Source organism: Clostridium gelidum, assembly GCF_019977655.1.
Lineage (GTDB): Bacteria > Bacillota > Clostridia > Clostridiales > Clostridiaceae > Clostridium > Clostridium gelidum.
This window is the reverse complement of the sequence record NZ_AP024849.1, coordinates 2715425-2739316: the sequence shown is the minus strand read 5'-3', so window position 1 is coordinate 2739316 and position 23892 is coordinate 2715425. Positions and strand designations below refer to the sequence as shown.

The window sequence follows — 23892 nt, the reverse complement described above, 5'->3', positions numbered from 1 at the left end:
TTATTTTTTTAAAGGTAAAAATTTAATTTTTCTTTTGCTAATATAATTAATTCTTCTTTTTCATTTAATTTTGGATTTTCTATAACTACCTCTAATAAATATTTTAAAGTCTCTCCAATTTCTTTTCCCTTATTAAATCCTAATTTTATTAAATCTTCACCATTGATCTTTAAACTGTTTAAATTAAAACATTCATTTTGAGATAATATTAAATCCAATTTTCCTTCAACACTAGTTAAGTTTAATAATCGTACCTTAGCATACACAGGATTTTGAGAAAGTATATCTGCCCTTTGAATTTTAATTAAATCTCTTAAAAGTTCTTCTCCAATTTTATTTAGCATTCTCTTTACTGATAACTTTGATTCTAATGTACAATCATGATATTTTATCAAAGTCAAAACTTTATTTATGATGTTATTATCGTATTTCAAATTCTTAAGTATGTGTTCTGCCATTGTTACTGATTCTTTAGCATGAGCATAATAATGAGAAATTCCGCTTTCATCTGTAGTTTTTGTTTTTGTCTTTCCTAAGTCATGTAAGCACATAGTTAATCTTAAGTCAAGACTTGGTTCTATAGCTTCTGTAGCTACAAGTGTATGATTATATAAATCATAAATATGATAAGGATTATTTTGGTTGAAATTATAAAGATTACTTATCCCTGATATAATATATTCTAAAATTTCACATTCTTTTAGAACGTCTATTTTTCTTGGATCACTAATCAATATTTTATTAAATTCTTCTCTTATTCTTTCTTTAGATATATTTTTAATATTATCCTTAAGTTCTTTTATTGTGAATAACACATTTTCATCAATATTAAAACCCAATTGTGCTGAAAATCTAATTGCTCTAAGCATTCTTAACGCATCTTCATTAAATCTCTTTTTAGGTTCACCTACAGTTTTTATTATTTCATTATTTAAATCTTTCATGCCCCCAAAATGATCTATTAAACCATCTTTTTCATTATATGCCATAGCATTAATGGTAAAATCTCTTCTTGCTAAATCTTCTTTTAAAGAACTTACAAACTTAACTTCTTTAGGATGCCTATTATCTTCATATTCACCATCAGCTCTATAAGTGGTAACTTCATATCCTTCTTTATTTATCATAACTGTAACTGTTCCATGCTTAAGCCCCGTTAATACAACCTTATCAAATAATTTTATAACTTCTTCTGGATTGGCTTTAGTCGTTATATCCCAATCTTTAGGATGCCTTTGCATAATGCTATCCCTTACACAGCCTCCAACTATATAAGATTCATACCCATTATTCATTAATGTGTTAATAATAAACTTAACATCTTGAGGTATATCAATCCTCACATTCATTATCTCATCTCCTTGCAGCAATCCATCATTTACCTTCTAAATACTTTCTTATCACCAACCTCTTTATGGTAATAGATAAGATTATCTCCTGGACATTTTAACCCTTGTAGGTTACCAAGTGTCACTTATGAATACTAAGTTCCCATTGTGGAATAAGATTCAGATGGCTATAAAACACAACTTGAGTCAAGTTTCACTTGATACTATTTCTTTGAATTTATGGGAAATAAGCTGTTCTCAAAATTCTTATGAGAACAGCTTATTTTTCTTATGTATTGTACTTATTTAATGTTTAATCATCTTTAACTTTTTTCATTTAGATACTTAGTCGTCTGCTACATTTCTATTGTTAATTGAATATACATTATATGTTTGCCATATCTTTTCTAGGTTTCCGAATATATCAGATATATTTTCCTTTTCTCTCATTCCAACAGCAATAATTAATGCATTTATTACTGATAATGGTGCTACTAAAGAGTCTACAAATGATGCCATATTACTTTGCGCTATTAATGTATAATCTGCTTTAGATGCTAAAGGTGATAATAAACTATCTGTAAGCGCAACTACTTTTGCACCTCTATCTTGTGCGAATGCCAAAGCATCAATTGTCTTAGCTGCATATCTTGGAAATCCAATTCCAATAACTAAGTCACCATCTCCAACACTTATCATTTGTTCAAAAACATCTGAAATGCCATAACTTACGATTTTTACATTTTGCAGTATTATATTAAGATAAAACCCTAAAAATTCTGCAAGAGCTGTTGAACTTCTAAGTCCTACTATATATATTCTATTTGCTTCAAATATATTTTTTACGACTTCTTCAAAGGTATTTTGATTTATTTTTTCTAAAGTGGCTCTAATATTCTCCATATCTGCTTTAAGCACACCCTTTAAGGCATCTCCATCAGAAAAATAATCATTTTTAAGTTCTAGCCTTTGAACGGTAGTAAGCTTATTCTTTATAAGTTCTTGCAAAGATTTTTGCAATTTAGGATACCCTGAAAATCCAAGTTCATTTGCAAATCTTACAACTGTTGATTCAGATACTCCTACAGATATTCCAAGTTTAGCTGCTGTCATAAATGCTGCTTTATCATAATATTTTAATATGTATTCAGCTATTAATTTTTGACCTTTACTTAAACGTATAAATTTTCCTTGAATTAATCTCATTAAATCTTTGCTATTTTCATTATTTATATCATCCATATTTTGCCTTCCTATTATCAAATTGAATAATCTTCACTTAATTCTATCATCTTATTTATAATTGTACAATAAATAACTGATTTTTTCATAAAAAACATTAAAAGTCTGCAAGATTTTGTTTTTTTACTTTCAATTTTATCTTTTAATAACAGATAGAAATTATAAATCTTTAAATTATATTGTTTATCTTAATCACATGAAATAAGGCACATGAAAATAAATAACAAGTCCAAAGTTGCCATGAATATTTTTCATCAGGCAAGGAGACGAATTGCCCTCATAGCGGGCCTATTAGGTTAATTTGCTGACGCAGCATGATGGAAAATACGCTGGTAAATGGACTTGTTATTTTTTTGATTGTGCCTAAAATATAGTCATTATAAATTAGTTATATAACTTATTTCTTCCTTATCTAGATTCCTATATTCTCCTCTTTTCAAATATCCAAGCTTTAATTGTCCCATAGATATTCTCTTTAAGGATAATACTTCATGATTTATTACCGCACACATTTTTCTAATTTGTCTATTTTTTCCTTCATGAATTCCAATTTCTATAGTTGATATATCTCTATCATAACTTATGATTTTAAGTTCTGCTGGAGCCGTTATATAATCCCCAATATCTATTCCAACTTCAAACTTTCTTATATCATTGTCAGTTATTTCACCATTAACTACCGCTATATACTTTTTCACAATCTCTACACTTGGATGAATTATTTTATTATATATTTCTCCATCATTTGTCAGTAACAATAATCCAGAGCTATCATAGTCTAATCTGCCAATTGGATATACTCTTTCTTTTACCTTAACTATATCTAAAATAGTATCTCTACCTTTTTCATCCTTTACAGAACTTATGTACCCTTCTGGTTTATTAAGCATTATATATACTTTATTTTCTTCCTTACTTATTATTTTTCCTTCATATTCTACTACATCCTCTAATGGATTTACTTTAGTTCCAACCTCATTAACTAAAACTCCATTAACTTTAACTTTTCCTGCAAGTATTATTTCTTCACACTTTCTTCTTGAAGCCACTCCACAACTTGCCATGTATTTTTGTAATCTTTCTTCCATAATTTTAATCACTCCATAATTTTAATGTACTATTCAATACATTTTCGTTTTTTGATAATTTAAATTATATCTTCTTCAGCTACATATTACAACTTTTATAACTGTAAGTCGTATGAATTATTCATAATACTTACAATTTAGCATAAATTATTGATCATCATTACTTTAATTAACATAAACATTATTCTCTTATTTTAATATTATAAAGATAATAGAAACGCTAAAAATAGCGTTTCTATTATCTAATACTAAGGCAACTTTGCAGTTTTCATCCTTAAGATTAATCAAATTACTAGAATAATCCTCCGCAACCTCTTCCGCCACCAAAAAATATAATTAATAGTATCCAAATCCAGCTGCCACCACCGCAGCCACCGCAGCCACCAAAACCTCCGCCAAATCCACTACCAAAACCTCCACCAAATCCGCCACCATTGCAGCAAGAATTATTATTACAGCAACAAGGTTCACATGGACAGCAAGATTGACGTCTACAGCAACAGCAATCACTAGAATGTTTAGACATGTTTATCATCTCCTATTCTTTTGTTAATATATCTTATTCAAGTTTTAGATTTTTTGTTCTATAATACTTAAAAATAAATATAAAAACCGCATGTGAAATGTTGCCACAATTCACATACGGTTTTTACTTAGAAATCAAACAAAATATTTTTCTGCTCCAATATTTAAGATGATTAACCAATATAAATTTTTATACTATATTTTTTAATATCTTCTTCATTATTTTATAAGCTATAAATCCAACTATAACAACACATAATATATCTGCGCCTAAGCCTTTAACTAAATCAACTCCAGTTAAAGGTACATAATCACCACTTTTGTATTGCATATTATTTATAAACTCCGATACAAAAAATAGTGATGCAAATGAACCAAGTGCCGTAGATACTAATATGACTATAATATTTTCATTAAGTTTAGATGAGAATATTTTATTACAGTGCTCTAATTTATATCTTCTTTGGGCTATATTAAAAATAAAAATCATAATTACAATAATACTTAAGGCAATTATTATTTCAATTGACAATTCTCTAACTGTTACATCTCTCAAAGAAACACATTCAAGTAGAATTTTTGCAGTGTTTTTTTGAATTTCATCATCTGAAGAATTAAATAGATATGATAATCTAAAATTATTTAATACTCCAATGTAATTTAATGTTGTATATAATTTTGTAAAAAGAGCAAAAATTGATATTGGTATTATAAAAATCATACTAATAAATCCTATTGCAGAATTAGAAAATAGTAAATCAACAGTAAGCATAAATACTATTCCTATTATTCCAATTAAAATCATCCTAACAATTTCTATTAAAATAATAGCTCCATATCCATCAACAATAGCTAAAAATCCTCTATTTCTAATGTATGCCATAAAAGCTATATAAACATATGTTACAATAAAGAAAACTAATGTTATTAAAATGCTTATTAATTCATTATATTTAATTTGCCTTTTTGTATAAGGACCACTAGATAAAAACATATTTGTATTTCTCTTATTAATTCCTTGAGATATAAAATATATAGCTATAAATATGACTCCTAGCATTACATAACTCTCCAAATTAGTTGTTCTAAAACCATTGAAAAAACTATCTGATATTTGGTTTTTCAAATAAGTTAAATTACTCTCTATTATACTATTTGCTATAAATCCCCAAATAAATATTCCAATAATTATAGGTACTTTAGCTGCGTTAAACCATGTATAAAGTAATCCTTTATTTAAATACTTTTTCATTGTTATCCTCCTTGTCAACCTTATAAATGAAAATATCTTCTAAACTCAAATCAATTTCTTCAATAAATAGTGGTTTGAATTTTTTTATACTATTAATAAATTCTTCATCATATTCATCAGTTATTATATTAAAGACTCTTCCTACTTTGCTTATTTTAAAGATTCCTTTTAAGTCTAAATCTTCTTCATAAACTGGCTCATCAAAGGCAACTTGTACCTTTTTAATCTTGTTTTTCATATTTTCTACCGAATTCTCATAAGATACTACACCTTCATCTAAAATAGCAACATCATCGCAAATTCTCTCAAGTTCGCTTAAATGGTGAGAACTAATTATAATGGTCGTATCATTTTCAAATACTTCATCTACAAATATCTTAAGAAGCTTATTTTTAAGCACCGCATCTAGCCCTGAAGTAGGTTCGTCTAATACTAGATATTTAGCATGAATAGAAAATGCCAGCATTATAGAAAGTCTCATTTTCATCCCTTTAGATAGTTGGAATATGAATTTGTTTGTTGGAATTTTAAAGATTTTATTAAGTTCATTAAATTTTTCTTCATCATAATTTGTATAAGAATATTTATAATATTTTAATATTTCACTTACCTTGAAATTAGTTTGCATTATATTTTCATCAGCTACAAAACCTATTTTATTTTTTACCTTTGGATTATCATAAACTAATTCTCCATCATAAAATATATTCCCAGTTGATCCATCATATATTCCTGTTAAGCATCTAAGTAATGTGGTCTTTCCAACACCATTAGGTCCAATAATCCCAAATATTTTTCCCTTATTAATTTTTAAATTTATATCCTTTAAAATTTGTTTTCCATCAATTTCAAAAGATAAGTTATTTACTTCTATCATTATCATTCACCCCTAATTCAGAAAATATCCGAAGCGCTAGTTTCATAAAATCTTCCTTATTAATCCCACTATAATTAGCTTCAAGTATAAGTTTTTTTAATTCATCTGAAATATACTCCATTTTTTTCTCATCCACTTTCCCCTTATAATTATCAGTTATAAATGTTCCCTTTCCCCTTAGAGTTTCAATTATACCGTCCCTTTCCAATTCTCCATAAGCCTTACTTATTGTATTGGGATTTATTGTAAGTATCGATGACAACTCTCTAACAGAAGGTAATTTTTCCCCACATTTAAGAGCCCCTTTTAGTATAAGCTCTTTGACACCAAATTCTATTTGTTCATAAATAGGAGTACTGCTCCTAGGATCAATCTTAAGCATCTTTATTACCTTCTTGTTTTAATTGTTCAGGATTATATTCCATTATATAATCAATCACTAGCCCTTCACCTTCATCTACAAGGACTAAATCAATGATGCGTTTTCTAGGTTCAGAATAATTTAGTTTTCCTTGTTCCCTATATGATTGATATACATTAGTTTCCAATCTAATAGGCTCTTCTTTTGTTATTACCCTCCGCTTAGTAAATTTATTTCTAAGCTTATCATAATCTTTTAAAATAAATTGTTTTTGATTTTCACTAAGTTCTTCTACTTTTTCTATTTCTATTTTTCCATAATTAAATTGCGAATTAGTTAGCCTTTTTCTTTCAGAGAAACATTCTTTTAAATTGTTAGTTTCATAAAATCTTCCCTTCTCATCAATTGCCCTAAGTTGTTTACCTTCTAATTGCTCTAAAATATCATTAGATGTTTCAAAGTGTTTTTCCTTTTGATACATTTTTTCAGTACTCATTCCAAGGAAAGCTGTAACAACAATGAATAATCCAAATACAACTATTATCGTTGATTTTTTCATAATTTTACCTCCTATTTGTATTAGGTGTACTACATTATCTAGTACACTCAGATTATATATGGAAATATATCACTACGCAAGTAAAAATTCCTATAATATTTCTTAAGTATAAGTGAGAATCCAAAAGTGATGCTCCAAATCTTGCATTTGGGAAGCAGAACTTTCTCTGTGAGCATCTTGTATTTGGTTATTCTAACTTAGTTAACTCTTGAATACGAGTTAACTTCCTTTAAAAAGGATTTGGTATGAATCACGTGCTTAGTGAGTGAATACAAGTCGAGTTTCCTTTAATATAAGTGAGCGTACAAAAAAGCCTAACTAAAAATACTTGTTGTATATAACAACAAATATTTTTAGATAAGCCTAAACCGTTTATATTTTATTTCTTTTCACCATTAGCATAAATTATAACTGCTGCTACAATAAATATTAAAGGCCCTGCAATCATAGCAATTGTAGATGTGTAATTTCCATGGATAGCTGGTTCTATGATTGTAAATAAATTTGCAAATCCAACTACTGCAGTTACTACAAATCCCATAATTATTGCAAATGTTTTGTTTTTAACTACTAAAAAGGGTTTTTCTATAGAATCTTTTTTTCTAAACGAAATGTATGAAATTGTTAAGAATAGATATGGTAATGTCATTGCAACATTTGTCATTAATACTAACATTTCAAAAAATACTTTTGCACTCTTACCACCCATTGAAATAAATAACACCATTACTGCTACTATAGTTGTTTGAACAGCCATTGCATTTATTGGCATATCATTTTTATCAATACTCGCCATTTTTCCTGGCCAAAGCTTTGCCGGTGTTCCTTCTATTAATTGTTTAAGTGGTGCATAAGACAAAGTGAAAAATGCTCCTGTTATTGCTAAGAACATTGATAATCCAACAAATCTAGCAACCCAATTTCCAATTTGAATAGATATAAAATCAGATAATCCCATTGAATTTCCCAAAGTATATCCTAAATTATTCATGACAACATAGGCAACATTTGCCATGTTTATATTTTCACCCGAAAGACTGGTAGCCCAATTAGTAAATATTCCAATTAAGAATATCCCAAGAGAATAACCAATTGAAATTATAGCTGCTGCTATTAAAATCCCCTTTGGAAAAGTCTTTTCTGGATTTTCAGTTTGATCTACAAGACCAGATGCAGCTTCAATACCACCATATGCAAATAATGCAAAAACTAAGAATGATAACATTGAAATAATGCTATGATATGATGGGTTTGGCGAATTAATAAATGACATAGCTGATGTAATAGGTTCTTTAAATTGTCCTTTGTTTAGTATAAATACTATAACAGCTACTATTATTAGTAGTATATTTAATAATGCAACTGCCATTCCACCAACTGATGTTATTTTAGTTATTTTAGTTATTCCTCTTTTAGATATGAGAAAAGTTGTGCATACCCATATGACTCCTAATATTCCAAGAACCTGTGTAGAACTTAATCCAAATGTCCCCCAACTAGAAGTAGTATCAACTCCAAAAATTGTATTTGATAAAGGTATCCAAATAGTTGAACAAATATTTATCATCCACACTACATAAGATGCATACCACATGAAAACTCCTATAAATGCAAACTTAGGTCCTACTGATTTTTCCATCCATGAATATATACCGCCTTTTTCTTCTTTAAAGGCCGATCCATATTCAGCCATCATAAATGCAAATGGTATAAAAAATGTTACTCCGCCTAAGATAAACCACGGTATTGCACCATATCCCATAAGATAAAATGATCTTGGCATATTAGCAAATCCAAAAACTGATGTAAATATCATAAGAATTAATGTTATTAAAGTTAACTTCTTTTGTTTTTCATTTTTATTCATTATTTTACTCCTCATATTGTTTCTTATTTCATCATTTAAAATTAAGTTAAAATTTCTATTATTATTATTTGCATTCATTTCGTAATATATTATTAATTTTAATAAGTAATTTAATTTTTATTGGTTATTCAATTTTATAAATTTAATTTTGAGCTTTTCTTATTATATGTTAATTTATAATTACAACATTGCTATTTCTTTCATGAATAAACACTTTTTTATACTACTATCCTTTTTTCGTCAATTCAAATTAAGTTATTTTTCATTTTATTAAGAAAACCTTTAATTTTTTTAGCATTTCATTAAATATTTCTCAAATTAAAATGTGTTTAAGAAATCCTATACATATATTTCTGTATTATTATAAATTTATATTAAAGTAATATTTGCTTAGTATTGTCCTAAATTAAGGCACATGAAAATAAATAACAAGTCCAAAGTTGCCATGAATATTTTTCATCAGGCAAGGAGACGAATTCCCCTCATAGCGGGCCTATTAGGTCAATTTGCCGACACAGAATGATGGAAAATGGGCACATTAGAAAAGAGTAGCTGTGCTACAATACGGAACTTTTCTGGCAAATAGACTTGTTATTTTTTTGATTGTGCCTAATCTAAACTGACTAATTTTATACTGTAAAATATATAAAAATAATCAAAAAAATAGAGGTAAAATAGTATTTCTACTAGTCTACCTCTAAATATTTTGTGCAATTCATATTATACTACATATTTAAAATTTTATTTAGCACGCTTTAAACTTATAAGTTCCTTCAATAGCATGAAGTAAAAAAACAATAAATTCATTATACGGTGTTTGAATACCATATTCCTTAGCTACTCTAACTACAGCCCCATTGATATGGTCAATTTCTGTAATTCTTTTATTTAAAACATCCTGATTCATTGAAGTTACAACCTCATAAAAATCATCTCTGATATGTTTTTCTACTTTTTCTATTACTTCGTCCTTATTGAAATAAGTGCCATCTGCATTTGCAACATCTACAGCTTCCGAAATGATCATTTTAACAATTTGACTTGCATCATTATTTTCATGTAAATAACCAACTTTGCACTGTAAAATCGCTGTAACAGAATTAAGGGACATATTAATAAATAACTTGTTCCAAATTACTTCTTGAATGTTTTCATAAATTTCTGTAGGGATACCACAACTTTTAAAATTATCTGCTATTTGCTGTAATATCTCAATATTATGACATACCATTCCAATATTAGTTATTCCACTTGAATTATGTGAAATACGACCTGGTTCTAAGTTTGCACAGTTATGTTCCGTTGTTCCTATTAGAATATTTTCTTTTTTAACAAATTGTTCTAAATCTCTATCATTTCCTGCACCATTTTGTAGCGTCAAAACTAGTGTGTTTTCTCCTATAAGACTTTGGTTTTTTTCCATGGCAGAAATAGTATATATATTTTTTACAAAAACAATTATAAGATCCATTATCCCTAAATTATCGGAATTAATAACTCCTGAAATTGGAAATACAACATCTTTATTTTGTTCTTTTTCTAATATGATTAAACCTTTTTGGTTAATCGACTCTACTACTTTATTGTTTACATCAATCATATGCACTTCATTATTACGTGATAAATAAGCTCCATAAAGACTTCCCATTGCTCCTGCACCTAAAACTGCAATTCTCATAATCTCTCCTCCATCCATAGAATATATTGACTATCTTAAATCAGTATATTACTATTACTTACATAAGTAAAATTCATTTTTTTCATTCTTATGTTGAATAATTTTCATGTATGTTTTGAAAGGAGATATTAGAATTATGTCATTATCATCATATGAAATATTTAAAACCGTCGTAGATCAAAATAGTTTTCAGAGCGCTGCTGAAATTTTACATTTAACTCCTTCTGCCATAAGCCACTCTATTTCAAGTCTAGAAAAAGAATTGGGGTTTCCTCTATTTATTAGAAATAAAACAGGTATACAATTAACTGGCTATGGAGAAAACCTATTACCTCATATTCAAACAGTTCTTAATAGTGAAGAACATTTAAAACAGGAAATTTCCTTATTAAATGGATTGGAGAAAGGAACTATAAAACTTGGTACATTTAACAGTGTGTGTACAAATTGGATACCACATATTGTAAGCTCATTCCAAGAATTATATCCGAGTATTACTATAGAACTATATCAAGGAAATTATAATGACGTTTCAGGTTGGATAAGAAATGGGCTAGTTGATATTGGGTTTTTATCTACTTCAAGTGCAGATCACCTGCAAATTATGCCATTATATAAAGATCCACTTGTATGTGTAGTTCCAAAAAGCTTTCGCCCTAAAAATAAAGACTACATAACGATCGACGATATACGCGGACAGCATTTTGTTTATCAAAGAGAAGGCTGTGACGCCGACATCAATAATTTTTTTCAAAAATATAAACTAAATGCGCTATCCACCTGTCATGTAGTTGATGACCAATCCACTATCGCAATGGTTGAAAGTGGTTTTGGGATTTGCATTATGCCAGAGCTCGTGATGAAAAACCAAACTCATAATGTAGATGTATATAGAGTAGAGCCACGTGAATATAGAATCATCGGAATAACTACTTTAAATAAAATGTTTATGGCACCTGCCGTAAAGAAAATGTTTGACCATATTATTCGTACCTATAAAAACATATGAATATAACTGGTTTATTAATTATATTTCTACATAAACATAATTGCACTGTCATATTTAATATAGTTACATGCTTTTTTCCCTTAATTCAAAAGCTACCTATATAATAGGTAGCTTAATACAGTAAGTTTTATATTAACATAATTTTTGATTGAAAATATTATCCAAATTAATTTTTTTAATCTTTTCTCTAATTTCATTTATATCAGTGGTATAAAGATTAAGTTCTTTCATCCTTTTAAAATAACTTGATCCAGCAAAAGTATACCTGTCCTTTCTTCCTTCTCTGGTTCTAGCCTTTTCGTTTGCATAAGTTATCAAATCCCCAATAGCAATGGATGAAGGAAGTATTAAAAGTGGCAATCCTAAAGCTAATCTTACGGCATTGTGTCCAGCTAAAGTTCCAGTACAAATTGCCTCTGTGTGCCCAACAAATAATCCGCTTTTTTCACCTGCGCAAAACAAATTATCTACTCCTGTAACTTTTAAATCATTTGTCCTCGGTGCAACTGATAAATATCTGATGGAATTTCCTTTACTACCTGCATATGGATCAACATATTTTGCATTTTCTAATCCTTTTATTTTTCTTAATTTATGCAATGGATAATAGGTCGTCATTAACTTAGCATGTCCAGTATCTAACAAAATTATATTTTCCGCAAATTCCTTCAATGCATATTGTTGACATACCTTAGTGCTTAATTTATCATAATTCACATCTTCCAATGGAACTTTTAACACAACAACACCTTTGGAATCTAACTCATTTCTTAATTCCTTTGATAAGCTTTCCTTTGCTAATTTACATGAACCTGACATAGCACCTAGAGCATCGTTGTTTGTTTCACCTTGAATATCTGATACGCCACAACGTCCGCTAATACTTATTCTAGGGCCAAAGGAAGGACATCTTAAAACACACATAGAGCAACCATTACCATAACGCAAGCAATTCCCCATTGGCCCTGTTGTACCAGTAGTTTCAATAAAAACATCACCAATTATATAAGTATCATCACTAAGATATACACCTTTAATTTTTCCCTTTTCAAACTTTACATTATTTACTCTACTTTCCATCATTAAATTTATACCGAGTGTTGTTAAATATTTACTAACCTCACCTTCAATCATATTAACATTATATAATGTAGCGTGCTTATGACCTGGAAACTCTATATTTGTATGAGTTGAAACTCTATCCGTAATTTCTATTAATTCTCCACCACCGAGTGCTATAAGCTCTTCTGATGCAGTATATCTTCCATTATTCCTCATTATTCCACCAACATTACCAAGTCCAAGTAGAAGATCTGTTTTTTCTATTACAGTAACATCTGCTCCAGCCTTTTTGCTTGAAATAGCTGCCGCTACTCCAGACCAACCTCCACCAATAATAACAACTTTCATATAAATCTTCTCCCTTCAAAAATACTTCTTGGGTCAGCCTGTTCTTTGCAGAATCTTTTGACTCTATGCCCTGAGAATCTCGATGTACACGCTCCACAAATACCTTCTCCACAGCACATTTTAAAGTTATTACAACAAGAAAGGGAGACATCATTTCTATCAATATCATTCAAATAATTAATAACACTATAAGTTAAAATATCAGCTCCTGCTACATGAATATACTTAGTTCCATCATTAAGTGCATCTTTAATTATGACTTTAGCATGATCTGAAAGTTTGCCTTGATCTAATAATGAATTCTCTGATATTTTCATATTGTAATCAGCTAAAAGAACACTTGCAAAATTCACTTCAAAAGGGCTTTTATCTATTACTACTTGCAACTCATTATTTTGCGCTTCTAATTTTCTTATTACAGGCATCATAGGAGCTAGTCCAATACCTCTTGCAAGAACTAATGCTTTTGTTTCTTTTTGAGCTAATATAGTATTAATTCCAAATACCCCATTCCAATATGGGCCCCTAATTACTATGTTTTGATTTGGTTTTGTATTTAATAATCTATTGGTTTTTATTCCTCTAATTTCAACAGCAATAGTAATACTATCATTTTCAATATCTGAATTCATAATAGATATGGGAATATCAAAATATTTATTTTCATCTGTTCTTACAAATATATAACTTCCAGGTTTAGCTAAATCTAAAGCTAATTTATGAGTAGATTTAAATTTAATCATAATTATATTATTATTATAATTAGTTACATCTTCAATAGCACAATCATAAGTTTTTCGACCTTCCTTTGCTTTATTTCCATTATTATAAAGTTCTTGATATATACAAACCCCCTTCCAGTTTAAACAATCACAAAAACACTCTCCTTGGCATTGCGAGCAAATCAAGCATTCACCTGATTCAGCTAATTTACAAGGACAATACTCAGTTCCTGCATCTATACAATCAATAGCTTCTTTTATCATTTTCTCTCCTTTAGATAAAATTGCTTCTTAATAATAGTTTATTTTAAAAGACGTAATTTGCTACAAATATAGTTATTGAAATCATAAAAAAATAGTAGACAGTAATTTTCTAAAAAACTATCTACTACAAAGTGTTATACTAAATCTTTAACAGTATGATTTCCAAATGCAACTTTTTCTAATACATGTTGATAAATTTTCTCTGTTACATTCCATCTATCTGGGCAATTTAGGACTACAATTATTACATCTTTACCGTTATTGTTAACTGAAGAAACTAAGCATTTTCCTGCTTGACCTGTAGATCCTGTTTTAACGCCATTTGCTCCAGGAATTCTCCAAAGTATTTTATTAATATTATTATAATCCCTAGTAAAATTGTATTTCTCTTTTGAAATTTGTTTGCTTCCTACAATTTCTCTAAATAAATCATAATCCATGCCTTTAGCTGTAAGTATTGCTAAATCATATGCTGAAGAATAATGTTCACTGCTATCTAGACCATGAGGAGATTCAAAATGTGAATCTAATATCCCAATTCCTCTAGCATAATGGTTCATTATCTCTGAAAAGCCTTCTATTGAGCCTCCTAAGTCTTCAGCAATAGCTATTGCTGCATCATTTCCAGACTTAAACATAAGCCCAAAAATTAACTCCTTTAAAGCTATTTCTTCATTTACTTTATATCCTACAGTAGAGCCTCTAACGCTAGCAGCTTTTTTACTAATAGTCACTTTTTTATCTAAATCCCCTTGTTCAATAGCAATAAGAGCAGTAAGTATTTTAGTTGTACTTGCCATTGGAACTATTTCATATGCATTTTGTTCATACAGAACTGTACCACTTTCTTTGTCCAATGCAATTGCAGATCTTGCATTTACTTTAAAATTAGTATTATCTTTACTTTTAGCATTTACGCTTACACTTAAGACTTGAGTAAAAATAAGGCTCAGTAATATTATTGAAATATTTTTAATACCTTTCCTCATTATTAATCACCTTCTAAATTTACTATTTGGTTGTAGTTTACCTTTAAAATTATTTTTTAACCCTATTTTTCGTAATTTTTTAGGTTTATTTTTTGGAAATTAGTCAATACTTATGGATATGAAAGAAATAACAGGTTAAAGATGCGATGAGAAGTTCTTATATGCAGAAAAGTTCCGCATTGTGGCAAAGCCACTCTTTTTATAGGTGCATAGCTGCTCTTTTCTAATGTGTATATTTTGTGTCAGACAAGGAGGCATATTTGCCTCCTTGTTGGCTATTAGGTGAATATGCCGACGAAGTATGACGCAAAATAGACTAGCATACTGACTTGTTATTTTTTAAATGTCCCTTATTAAGTACATAGAGTTTGGAGGGAATTTATGAGATTATTTTTTATTTTCTTTGTGATTTTATTGATATTTTTTATCCCTATTCCTATTAAATTTAATATTTACTATTCTACAATAAATTATTATATAAAATTATATGGACTTACCATTATTTCAAAAAAAAACTTTTCACATATAATTAAACATCATAAAGTTAATCCTTCACTCAAAAAAAAACATAATTTTTTTTCAAGTTTGTATAATAATATAAACTTTAAATCTTTAGAGTGGAAACCTTTATTATCAAATTTGTATAATTCAAATTTTAAACCTTTATTAAGAATAAAATTTTCTTTAGATTATTCACTTAATGATGCTGCTAAAACTGCAATTTTTTATGGAGTTCTATGTCAATCACCGCCACTAATTTATGTTCTTCTAAATGTTCCTTTTAAGACTTGTAAATTTAATTTCAAAATAAATCCCATATTTGAAGATAAATTTTTACTAAAAATTGAAACATCCAGTATAATTTTCTTATCATTTGCAAACATTATATATATGATAATTATTTTATTTAGATTTATAAAAAAGCAAGGGAGGTGACCAATTGAGCATATGAAAGAAAATAAACTATCACGTTACTTACTATTTTTTTAATATGCTATAATTGGGACTATTATGTCAAGTGAACAACAAGTTGAAAATTTAATTAAAAGTACTATGGAAAATCTTAAAATTATGGTTGATGTAAATACCGTAATTGGAACAGCTGTAGAAACGAAGGATGGATCATTTATAATTCCAGTTTCAAAATTATGCTTTGGTTTTGCATCTGGCGGTAGTGAGTATCCTGGTCAAAAGCAAAATTCTAGCAGCACAATATTTCCTTTTGGTGGTGGTTCTGGAGCAGGAGTTTCAGTTAAACCAGTTGCATTCTTGGTCGTTAAAGAGGATGGAGTTAGAATGTTACCTGTAGCACAGGATACTACTTACGATAGAATAGTTGATACTGTTCCTCAAATTTTAGATATTATAAAAAGTTTAGTAAAAGATATATGCAAAAAGAATAAAAATTCTGATAATGGTAATACTAATAATGTTGATAATAATTCTGAGGATACTACCCCTAATGAGAATTATTCCACAAATAAATCATAATATTAACTAACTCCTAATTTTTTAATTCAAAAGAGAAATAGAATACTGATTTATTCAGCAAATCTATTTCTCTTTTTATTATTCTGCCTCAAGTTTATTTTCTTGTAAATCATCTTGCCCAAATAAATTTAAAGACGGAAGTTCCTTTAAATCTTTCAATTCAAATTGTCTTAGAAATTCTTCTGTTGTACCATACAAAATTGGCCTTCCTGGTACGTCAAGCCTTCCAAGTTCTTTTATAAGTTCCTTTTCCATAAGTCTTTGGATTGCACTTTCAGATTTAACTCCTCGAATTTCATCGATATCTATTCTAGTTATAGGCTGCTTGTACGCTACAATCGCCAAGCTTTCTATAGATGCTTGTGATAAAGATTGTCTCTTATTTTTCTTTAAAAGTTTTTGTATATAATCAGCATTTTGCGCTTTAGTAACTAATTGATAACTTCCTTTTATACATATTATTTTTATTCCTCTATTGGAAATTTCATATTCTTCCATCATTTCTTCAATAATAATTTCAATAAGCTTGGATTTTTCTTCAAGATGATTTACTAAATCTTGCAAGCTTAAAGGTTCACCACTTGCAAACAATAAAGACTCTATTGCTGATTTTAAAGAATCCTTTTTCAAATCATCCATAAATGGTATTTGAATCCCCTCATTTTTATGCATCTTCTGCTCTCCTCTCAATTAATATCTTGCTAAAATTATCACTTTGATAAACCTTAACCATTCTTTGTTTAATCATTTCAAGTAAAGCTAAAAATGTTACGACACACTCTAATTTACATTCGCAATTTTCTATAAATTCTGAAAAACTATTAGCATTTTCATTTTTTAACATGTCCATTATATACTCTAACTTATCTTCTATCTTATATTTATCTACATATATTTTTTTTTGAATAACATTATTTGTATTTTGCTTATTATTATAAATTTCTAACAAATTATTATAAATATTGTATAATTCTATAAGGTGTATATCCTTTAATAAATCTTTTGCTACCACAACTTCTCTTTTATCTTCTATTAATTCTGGTTTTTTTGCAAATACTTCCCCTGCACTAATATATCTTTCTTTAAAGAATATTGAGACGCCCTTTATTTTCTTGTATTCTATAAGCTTTTCTATAAGATTTTTCTCATGATCTTCTTCGTTTTCCTCTTCTTTTTTAATCTTAGGCAATAAATGTTTGGATTTTATTTCTATTAAAGTTGCAGCAATTAATATAAATTCAGATGTTATATCTAAATCCATTTCCTTCATATCATTAAGATACTTTAAATATTGATTAGTTATCTCAAATATTTTTACATTATATATACTCATTTGATTTTTCTTTATTAGATGTAATAATAAATCAAATGGTCCTTCAAAATCATTAATTTTAATCTTTGGAAGTTCCATATACTATTTTATACCTCCATAATAAATTTCACTTAAATTTTAATTTTAACACTCAATATATATAATATCAATTTATATGACTCAAAACAAGAAACATTGAAAAAACATAGCTCAATAATTAAGATAAAATCTTTTTTATTGAGCTATGTTTTTTCAATGTTGTTATTTTTATTTAAGTTTATTTTCTTTTATATTACACACCTTTTTCAAATAAATTTTTAATATTGTACTTAATATTATCAAATATATTGCCTTTCTTTATATCTCTGTCACAATATATTTCTACTTCTCCTACTTTTTCTTCACCTAAATAAACTTCATATTTTCCAACGATATCTCCTGCTTTGTATTCTTTCTTTAATTCATCAATGACAATTTTCTTTTCTAACTCTTTATTTTCACCCTTTGGTAATATAGCGGTTAAATCATCTTTTGCCATTGCCATAAAAAATCTATCAGTTTGTTCATCCATATATACCTTATCAATTTCTTGATCTTTTACTACAAGCTTTTTACCTTCATATTTTGAAAATCCATGATTAAGTAATACTCCTGCATCACGATTCCTTATTTTATAAGTTGGAGCACCCATAATTACAGATAACATCCTTACTCCATTCCTTGTTGCTGTGGCACTTATACAATATTTAGCTTCATCTGTGAATCCTGTTTTTAGTCCATCGCAACCTTCAAAGAATCTAACTAATTTATTGTGATTTACAAGTTCAATTGGAGATTTTCTTCCTTCTGATATAGAATCCATATAAGTTCCTGTGTATTTTAGAATTACTGGATGTTTTAATAATTCCTTAGACATTATTGCTATATCTTTTGCTGTAGATAAATGTCCATCTGCAGGTAAGCCATTGCAATTTTTAAAAGTTGTATTAGACATACCTAACTCCGCTGCTCTTTTGTTCATCATAATAACAAAATCTGGTTCTGTACCTCCAAGATATTCTGCAAGTGCAACTGCCGCATCATTTCCTGATGCTATTGCAACACCTTTTAAAAGTTCTTCTACTGTTCTTATTTCTCCAGTGTCTAAGAGCATTGTACTTCCGCCCATTTTCTTTGCATTTTCACTGCAAGTTACCTTATCATCTAATTTAATTTTATCACTATCTATAGCCTCCATTGTAATTAACATAGTCATAATTTTTGTTACAGATGCTGGTGCAAATTTTGCATCTGCATTTTTCTCATAAAGTATCTTTCCAGTCATAGGTTCCATAAGTAATGCTGACTTTGCTTCTATATTAGTTCCATCTGATTTAACTTTATCCGCTGTATCTATAGCATTTGCTAAATTAATTGGTAAAAGTAATATTGTGAAAATGAAAATTAAAGTAAAAGATAAAATTCGTTTCGTTTTATTTTTCATATTTCTCCCTCCTTTCAAAATTAGTGTTACCATAAGAAGAAAAAATATAACAAGTAATTCTAAAATTCTCAAAGATTTGACAAAAAATTTAATTATGCGTATACTCGCCGAAATAAAGGGTACTCTGTTGTTCCGGTTGCTGAGGATTTAGCTATGAATTTCTACTGAAGAAATATCTATAGCTAAATCCTCTGATGCAACACTGCACAAAAGAGTACCCTTTATTTGTAATTAAGATATATATTTAAAGTTACCATCACTCATTATATATATTTTTTTATTTTAATTTAAGGTTATATTTTAATATAATCTTGAAATATTATAAAAGAATACTATTGCTTTACTTTTATAGTAATAATAATTCTAAATTATAAAGTCAATAATGATGCAAATTGCACCACCTATAATCAATGAAACCATATTTAATCCTATACTTATATTGGGATTAAGATTATTTTTGGTTTTTTCCTTTTCCTCTTTTAAAGTTTCAAGATTTGCATTTGAAACATATTGAGCATTATTTTGTCCCATTCCTTGAAGCGATAATCCTGTGGAATTTCCACTAATTCCAGAAAATATTCCTAAGATGATTACTACCATTCCTTCAACAAATAGAACATCTTTAAAATTATAGTTAGTAAAATACACAATTGCTAATCCAATAAGAAGTAAAATGGCAGACAATAGTATTTCAAAAAAGATATACTTAACTAACCGCTTATTTTCTCTTTTATTCATAAAAAATTCTCCTCTTCTATCAATATAATATTCTATATCATTAATTAGATTATAGTTTTATATTGGCTTATTATAACATAATTTATAAAATCTATCACAAGTTATACAAGAATCCTCTTAACTATTCCTTCTGTTAATTACCCAATCCTTTGGTGTGGGTAGACAAGCATTATAACACTAATACGCAGAAATATTGATTTTACGTAAAGATGTACCCCCTAAAAGAAAAAATTCCCCAAAGCATCACCTTAGGGAACAAAAACACACTATTATTTTATTTGTTGAACTCTTCCAACCACGTTATCTTCAAGCATAACTTTTATACCACGATGATGATTTTGTGAATTAGTTAGTATTCGCTTAACTATTCCTTCTGTTAACTGACCTGTTCTTTGGTGCTCTTTTTTTACAACTAATACCCTAGAACCTATTTTGATATTTGCTCTGTTAGTTCCATCCATAATATTACCTCACTACTGACATATTGATTTGCTTTTTTAATATGCCTTATTTATCATTAAATATATTTTGAAATTGATCAGATTTTTCTTCAAAGTTACAGTTGTGCCTAGGCAAATATATATTTCACCCTGACTGCTTCCTCTAGTTATAGCTTCCTTTTATTTATGTGTTCTTTTTATTATAGCAATAGATTGACATAAAAACAAATAAGTTTAGAATTAATTAGTTTGTTACCGTTTTATAAACTAACCTTATTTCTACCAGAATTTTTAGCTCTGTAAAGCCCTTCATCTGCTGCATTAATTATTGTTTCAGGAATTAAATCTGAAGTAGGTCTAACTGCTGCAATTCCTATTGAAACAGTGACAATTTTATATTGGGGCCAGCCTTTATGCTCAATATTTAAATCTTCTACACTTTTTCTAATCTTCTCTGCTATATATTCTGCCTTTTTAAATCCGAATTTTTAATTAAGCAAATGAATTCTTCTCCACCATATCTTGAAACAACATCACCTGTTTCTTCCATTACCTTTTTAATTTCAGAAGAGATCCTTTCAAGACATTCATCACCTTTAACATGACCATATCCATCATTATATTCTTTAAATTTATCTATATCTATCATAAGAACAGCTAAAGAATTATTATCATTTTTATGATTCTCCCATTCTTCCATAAATATCTTATCAAAATAACGTCTATTATATAAATTAGTTACAAAATCAATTTTCGAAATTTCATCTATTGATAATCTGACATAGTTAAGCTTATTTTCTATAATAGCAGACATCCTTACCATTCTTTTCATTTGTTCAAGGAGTTCTGTATAATCGCAAACAAGATTCATATACAATTCTTTATCCGTATCGGTTTCAATAACTGATTCTGCTATTGAAATTGATTTTTTAATAACTTTTTCTTCTTTTAAGAATATTTATGGCTAAGAAAAAACATCTCAACTACCTAAAAGTGATTATGATTCTATAGAAGATCTTGATATATGTTCTTTCACTCTTTAAATTTAAAATTTAACTTCCTTAATGCTATAATAATCATTCAAAGTGATAACTTTCCTGTTATAAACGAAAGAAATAAACATAAAATATATTTGTTAGGAAAAATTAATCATGTCTAACTTTTTAGTAATAAAAGATTGTGAAAAGCGAAAGGAGAACATAATTATGGTTAGAAACGCTAAAGATGTGCCAGGTTTAAAGATACTAAATTCACCCCCTTCAGAACGAAACTCCTCTAATAACGTTATTGAAAGCAATACTCATAAAGCTAAGAAAGATGCATCTTCAGGAAAATGGGAAAAGTAGTATATTGATTTTAATGAAATTCTAGTGATTCCAAAATAGCCCGTGTAAACTTCATGACGATGATATAAAAAATTATCAAATGAAGTCTACATGGGCTATATTTTCACAGAATTTATTATCAACATTCTTCTTAAAACTATATCCTTTCCTATCATTAACTATGAGCTCTTCCCTTAATACACATCCTTAACTCAAAAAAATTAAAACATAAACCAATGACACTTTTAATATCATTTGCTTATGTTTTAATATTTAATCACGTTCTATTTATTTTGGTTGTCCATGTATATGGTTTACCATTAATTCTAACATACCCATATATTAATACTTTTAACTAAGTAAATCATCCTCTGTTAATAGGATTATAAATCAATCCATATTTACGCTTTCCTGAACAACATTATTTTTCCTTTTTGAATATAGCAGAATTAAACTTAGCATTAGTGCCACTATAAAGAAAATAGTAAAAAACCTAAAACTAGAATCAATCGAATTAACTAAATCATCTTTTATATCTATACTATTTAACTTTCCTATTCCAGCAATTGCTTTAGAAACCATATCCGCTGGTATAACGACTTCTATTGTTAATATCACCAATGTCTGACTTAACGCTTTACCAATATTCATAATAGTGTAATGCATGCCTGATGCTGAACCTGTTTGATCTTTAGGCGCTGCTGATAATACAGTTTTTGCTAATGATGGCCACGCTAAGCTATTGGCTATTGACAATAATATTAATGGTAAGACTACAGCTGAAATTGATAGCTCTGCTCCAAGATTTCCAAGCATAAATATACCTACAACAAGAAATACAATTCCAAATGCAAGAGTCTGTAAAGATCCAAAGTGATCTACAAGTTTACCAGCAAAAGGACCAAGCACAAGTTGTGGTACTGATAATGAAATCATCAATAAACCTGACATTGTGGGACTTAAGTGTAGTGCACTTTGCAAATATATACTTAATAATAAAGGTAATGAAAAATATGCAATACAATAAAAAAATGTAATTCCAAGTCCAATTGAATAATTCCTATATGAAAATAACTTGAAATTAAACAATGGATTTTCCACATGTAATTCTGTGATTATAAATGTAACGCATAAAGCAGTTGCAATTATTAATAATCCCATAGTTTGAATAGATAACCATCCCCATGATTGTCCTTCTGAGAGTACTATCATTATTAATGTTAAACCTAAACTAAATGTTACTATTCCGACCCAATCAGTTTTTTGTTTAATGTTAATCTTTGTCTCTTCAATTACTAAAACTGCTCCAATTATACACATAATCACAAATGGAACTGTGATTAGAAATATTGAACGCCACCCAAATCGAGTAATTAAAACACCTCCAACTACGGGCCCTACTATTGATCCAATAACCCACGAAGTCGCATTAATACTTAAAGCTAGCCCAAGTTGACTACTCGGAAATGTTTTAACTATAATTGGTGTTGCAGTCGCTAAAGCTAAGGCAGCACCTGAGCCTTGAATTAACCTATATATATTTAAAGTCAACCCTGAATTTGCAATTCCACAAAGTATTGTACCAATCATAAAAATTATGAGTCCTAGTATAAAAATGCGCTTTGTTCCTACTGTATCTGCCCATTTTCCAGCCGGTAATATTAATATAGTGCTTGCAATAATGTAACCAGTAATTATCCATAGCCCAGTTGTTACTGAAATATTTAATCCTTCCATCATCTTAGGCAAGCCTATTATTACTATAGTTGAATCTAAATTTGTAATAAATGAAACTAGTGTAACAACGAGTAAAATACTCCACTTATGTGATTTAGAATTTGTCATATAATCTCCTTATCTTTGAATGGGATAAATTTTCGATTTTAAACCATATATATAAAATGTGTAATATTTTTTTTAGTTATCTATAAT

At 28.5% G+C, this 23892-nt stretch carries 23 protein-coding genes and 1 pseudogene; 4 read left to right on the top strand and 20 right to left on the bottom strand.

The window, feature by feature from the left end; genetic code table 11:
* Positions 1-8: 8 nt before the first annotated feature.
* The 10 genes from psyc5s11_RS12195 to psyc5s11_RS12150 form a co-directional block, all read right to left on the bottom strand.
* Positions 9-1349 carry a CCA tRNA nucleotidyltransferase gene (locus psyc5s11_RS12195; RefSeq protein ID WP_224037840.1) on the bottom strand — a complete coding sequence of 447 codons (1341 nt, stop codon included), beginning with the start codon at positions 1347-1349 and terminating at the stop codon, positions 9-11.
* Positions 1350-1673: 324 nt separating this feature from the next.
* Entirely contained in the window at positions 1674-2570 is an 897-nt protein-coding gene (locus psyc5s11_RS12190; RefSeq protein WP_224037839.1) for a MurR/RpiR family transcriptional regulator, read from the bottom strand.
* 377 nt (positions 2571-2947) lie between these two features.
* Positions 2948-3658 carry a pseudouridine synthase gene (locus psyc5s11_RS12185; protein ID WP_224037838.1) on the bottom strand — a complete coding sequence of 237 codons (711 nt, stop codon included), beginning with the start codon at positions 3656-3658 and terminating at the stop codon, positions 2948-2950.
* Between the two features lie 292 nt (positions 3659-3950).
* Positions 3951-4184, bottom strand: coding sequence for a ground-like protein (locus psyc5s11_RS12180; protein ID WP_224037837.1), 234 nt, complete (start codon positions 4182-4184; stop codon positions 3951-3953).
* A gap of 189 nt (positions 4185-4373) precedes the next feature.
* Positions 4374-5435 carry a hypothetical protein gene (locus psyc5s11_RS12175; RefSeq protein WP_224037836.1) on the bottom strand — a complete coding sequence of 354 codons (1062 nt, stop codon included), beginning with the start codon at positions 5433-5435 and terminating at the stop codon, positions 4374-4376.
* Entirely contained in the window at positions 5416-6312 is an 897-nt protein-coding gene (locus tag psyc5s11_RS12170; protein WP_224037835.1) for an ABC transporter ATP-binding protein, read from the bottom strand. The genes psyc5s11_RS12175 and psyc5s11_RS12170 overlap by 20 nt, the downstream gene beginning before the upstream one ends.
* The gene (locus psyc5s11_RS12165) at positions 6296-6694 is read right to left on the bottom strand and encodes a GntR family transcriptional regulator (RefSeq protein ID WP_224037834.1); all 399 of its coding nucleotides are present in this window, start codon (positions 6692-6694) and stop codon (positions 6296-6298) included. The genes psyc5s11_RS12170 and psyc5s11_RS12165 overlap by 17 nt, the downstream gene beginning before the upstream one ends.
* A complete protein-coding gene (locus tag psyc5s11_RS12160; RefSeq protein WP_224037833.1) occupies positions 6687-7232 on the bottom strand; it encodes a hypothetical protein in 546 nt (181 codons plus the stop codon). The genes psyc5s11_RS12165 and psyc5s11_RS12160 overlap by 8 nt, the downstream gene beginning before the upstream one ends.
* A 379-nt stretch (positions 7233-7611) precedes the next feature.
* Positions 7612-9099, bottom strand: a complete 1488-nt coding sequence (gene yjeM, locus psyc5s11_RS12155) for a glutamate/gamma-aminobutyrate family transporter YjeM (RefSeq protein ID WP_224037832.1) — start codon at positions 9097-9099, stop codon at positions 7612-7614.
* Between the two features lie 745 nt (positions 9100-9844).
* A complete protein-coding gene (locus tag psyc5s11_RS12150; RefSeq protein ID WP_224037831.1) occupies positions 9845-10777 on the bottom strand; it encodes a 2-dehydropantoate 2-reductase in 933 nt (310 codons plus the stop codon).
* A 136-nt stretch (positions 10778-10913) separates the two neighbouring features.
* On the opposite strand from psyc5s11_RS12150, the gene psyc5s11_RS12145 reads away from it, so the two are divergent.
* Entirely contained in the window at positions 10914-11786 is an 873-nt protein-coding gene (locus psyc5s11_RS12145; RefSeq protein ID WP_224037830.1) for a LysR family transcriptional regulator, read from the top strand.
* 132 nt (positions 11787-11918) lie between these two features.
* Here the strand turns inward: psyc5s11_RS12145 and psyc5s11_RS12140 are convergent, their stop codons facing one another.
* The 3 genes from psyc5s11_RS12140 to psyc5s11_RS12130 all read right to left on the bottom strand — a co-directional run bounded on the left by psyc5s11_RS12140 (position 11919) and on the right by psyc5s11_RS12130 (position 15171).
* Positions 11919-13196 carry an FAD-dependent oxidoreductase gene (locus tag psyc5s11_RS12140; protein WP_224037829.1) on the bottom strand — a complete coding sequence of 426 codons (1278 nt, stop codon included), beginning with the start codon at positions 13194-13196 and terminating at the stop codon, positions 11919-11921.
* Entirely contained in the window at positions 13193-14182 is a 990-nt protein-coding gene (locus tag psyc5s11_RS12135; RefSeq protein WP_224037828.1) for a sulfide/dihydroorotate dehydrogenase-like FAD/NAD-binding protein, read from the bottom strand. Before psyc5s11_RS12135 ends, psyc5s11_RS12140 begins: the two co-directional genes overlap by 4 nt.
* A gap of 134 nt (positions 14183-14316) precedes the next feature.
* Complete coding sequence (locus psyc5s11_RS12130) at positions 14317-15171, bottom strand: D-alanyl-D-alanine carboxypeptidase family protein (RefSeq protein WP_224037827.1); 855 nt, start codon at positions 15169-15171, stop codon at positions 14317-14319.
* 381 nt (positions 15172-15552) lie between these two features.
* Between psyc5s11_RS12130 and psyc5s11_RS12125 the strand changes: the two genes are divergently transcribed.
* Together psyc5s11_RS12125 and ytfJ are read left to right on the top strand one after the other, a co-directional pair.
* Positions 15553-16107: a DUF2953 domain-containing protein gene (locus psyc5s11_RS12125; RefSeq protein ID WP_224037826.1), complete on the top strand. Its 555-nt coding sequence runs from the start codon at positions 15553-15555 to the stop codon at positions 16105-16107.
* 75 nt (positions 16108-16182) lie between these two features.
* Entirely contained in the window at positions 16183-16662 is a 480-nt protein-coding gene (ytfJ, locus tag psyc5s11_RS12120) for a GerW family sporulation protein (protein WP_224037825.1), read from the top strand.
* Positions 16663-16740: 78 nt separating this feature from the next.
* Here ytfJ and scpB read toward each other — a convergent pair whose 3' ends face one another.
* The 6 genes and pseudogenes from scpB to psyc5s11_RS27860 all read right to left on the bottom strand — a co-directional run.
* The gene (gene scpB / locus psyc5s11_RS12115) at positions 16741-17334 is read right to left on the bottom strand and encodes an SMC-Scp complex subunit ScpB (RefSeq protein ID WP_224037824.1); all 594 of its coding nucleotides are present in this window, start codon (positions 17332-17334) and stop codon (positions 16741-16743) included.
* A complete protein-coding gene (locus psyc5s11_RS12110; protein WP_224037823.1) occupies positions 17327-18073 on the bottom strand; it encodes a segregation/condensation protein A in 747 nt (248 codons plus the stop codon). Before psyc5s11_RS12110 ends, scpB begins: the two co-directional genes overlap by 8 nt.
* A gap of 193 nt (positions 18074-18266) precedes the next feature.
* Positions 18267-19457 (bottom strand): D-alanyl-D-alanine carboxypeptidase family protein, encoded by a 1191-nt coding sequence (locus psyc5s11_RS12105; protein WP_224037822.1) that lies wholly within the window; start codon positions 19455-19457, stop codon positions 18267-18269.
* Positions 19458-19820: 363 nt separating this feature from the next.
* A complete protein-coding gene (locus psyc5s11_RS12100; RefSeq protein ID WP_224037821.1) occupies positions 19821-20195 on the bottom strand; it encodes a hypothetical protein in 375 nt (124 codons plus the stop codon).
* A 269-nt stretch (positions 20196-20464) separates the two neighbouring features.
* Positions 20465-20656: a YwbE family protein gene (locus psyc5s11_RS12095; protein ID WP_224037820.1), complete on the bottom strand. Its 192-nt coding sequence runs from the start codon at positions 20654-20656 to the stop codon at positions 20465-20467.
* Positions 20657-20961: 305 nt separating this feature from the next.
* Positions 20962-21449, bottom strand: a pseudogene (locus psyc5s11_RS27860) (diguanylate cyclase); the annotation flags it as partial.
* A 391-nt stretch (positions 21450-21840) separates the two neighbouring features.
* Here psyc5s11_RS27860 and psyc5s11_RS12085 point away from each other — a divergent pair.
* Positions 21841-21981 (top strand): hypothetical protein, encoded by a 141-nt coding sequence (locus psyc5s11_RS12085; protein ID WP_224037819.1) that lies wholly within the window; start codon positions 21841-21843, stop codon positions 21979-21981.
* A 369-nt stretch (positions 21982-22350) separates the two neighbouring features.
* Here the strand turns inward: psyc5s11_RS12085 and psyc5s11_RS12080 are convergent, their stop codons facing one another.
* Entirely contained in the window at positions 22351-23805 is a 1455-nt protein-coding gene (locus psyc5s11_RS12080; protein WP_224037818.1) for a DHA2 family efflux MFS transporter permease subunit, read from the bottom strand.
* Positions 23806-23892: the final 87 nt, after the last annotated feature.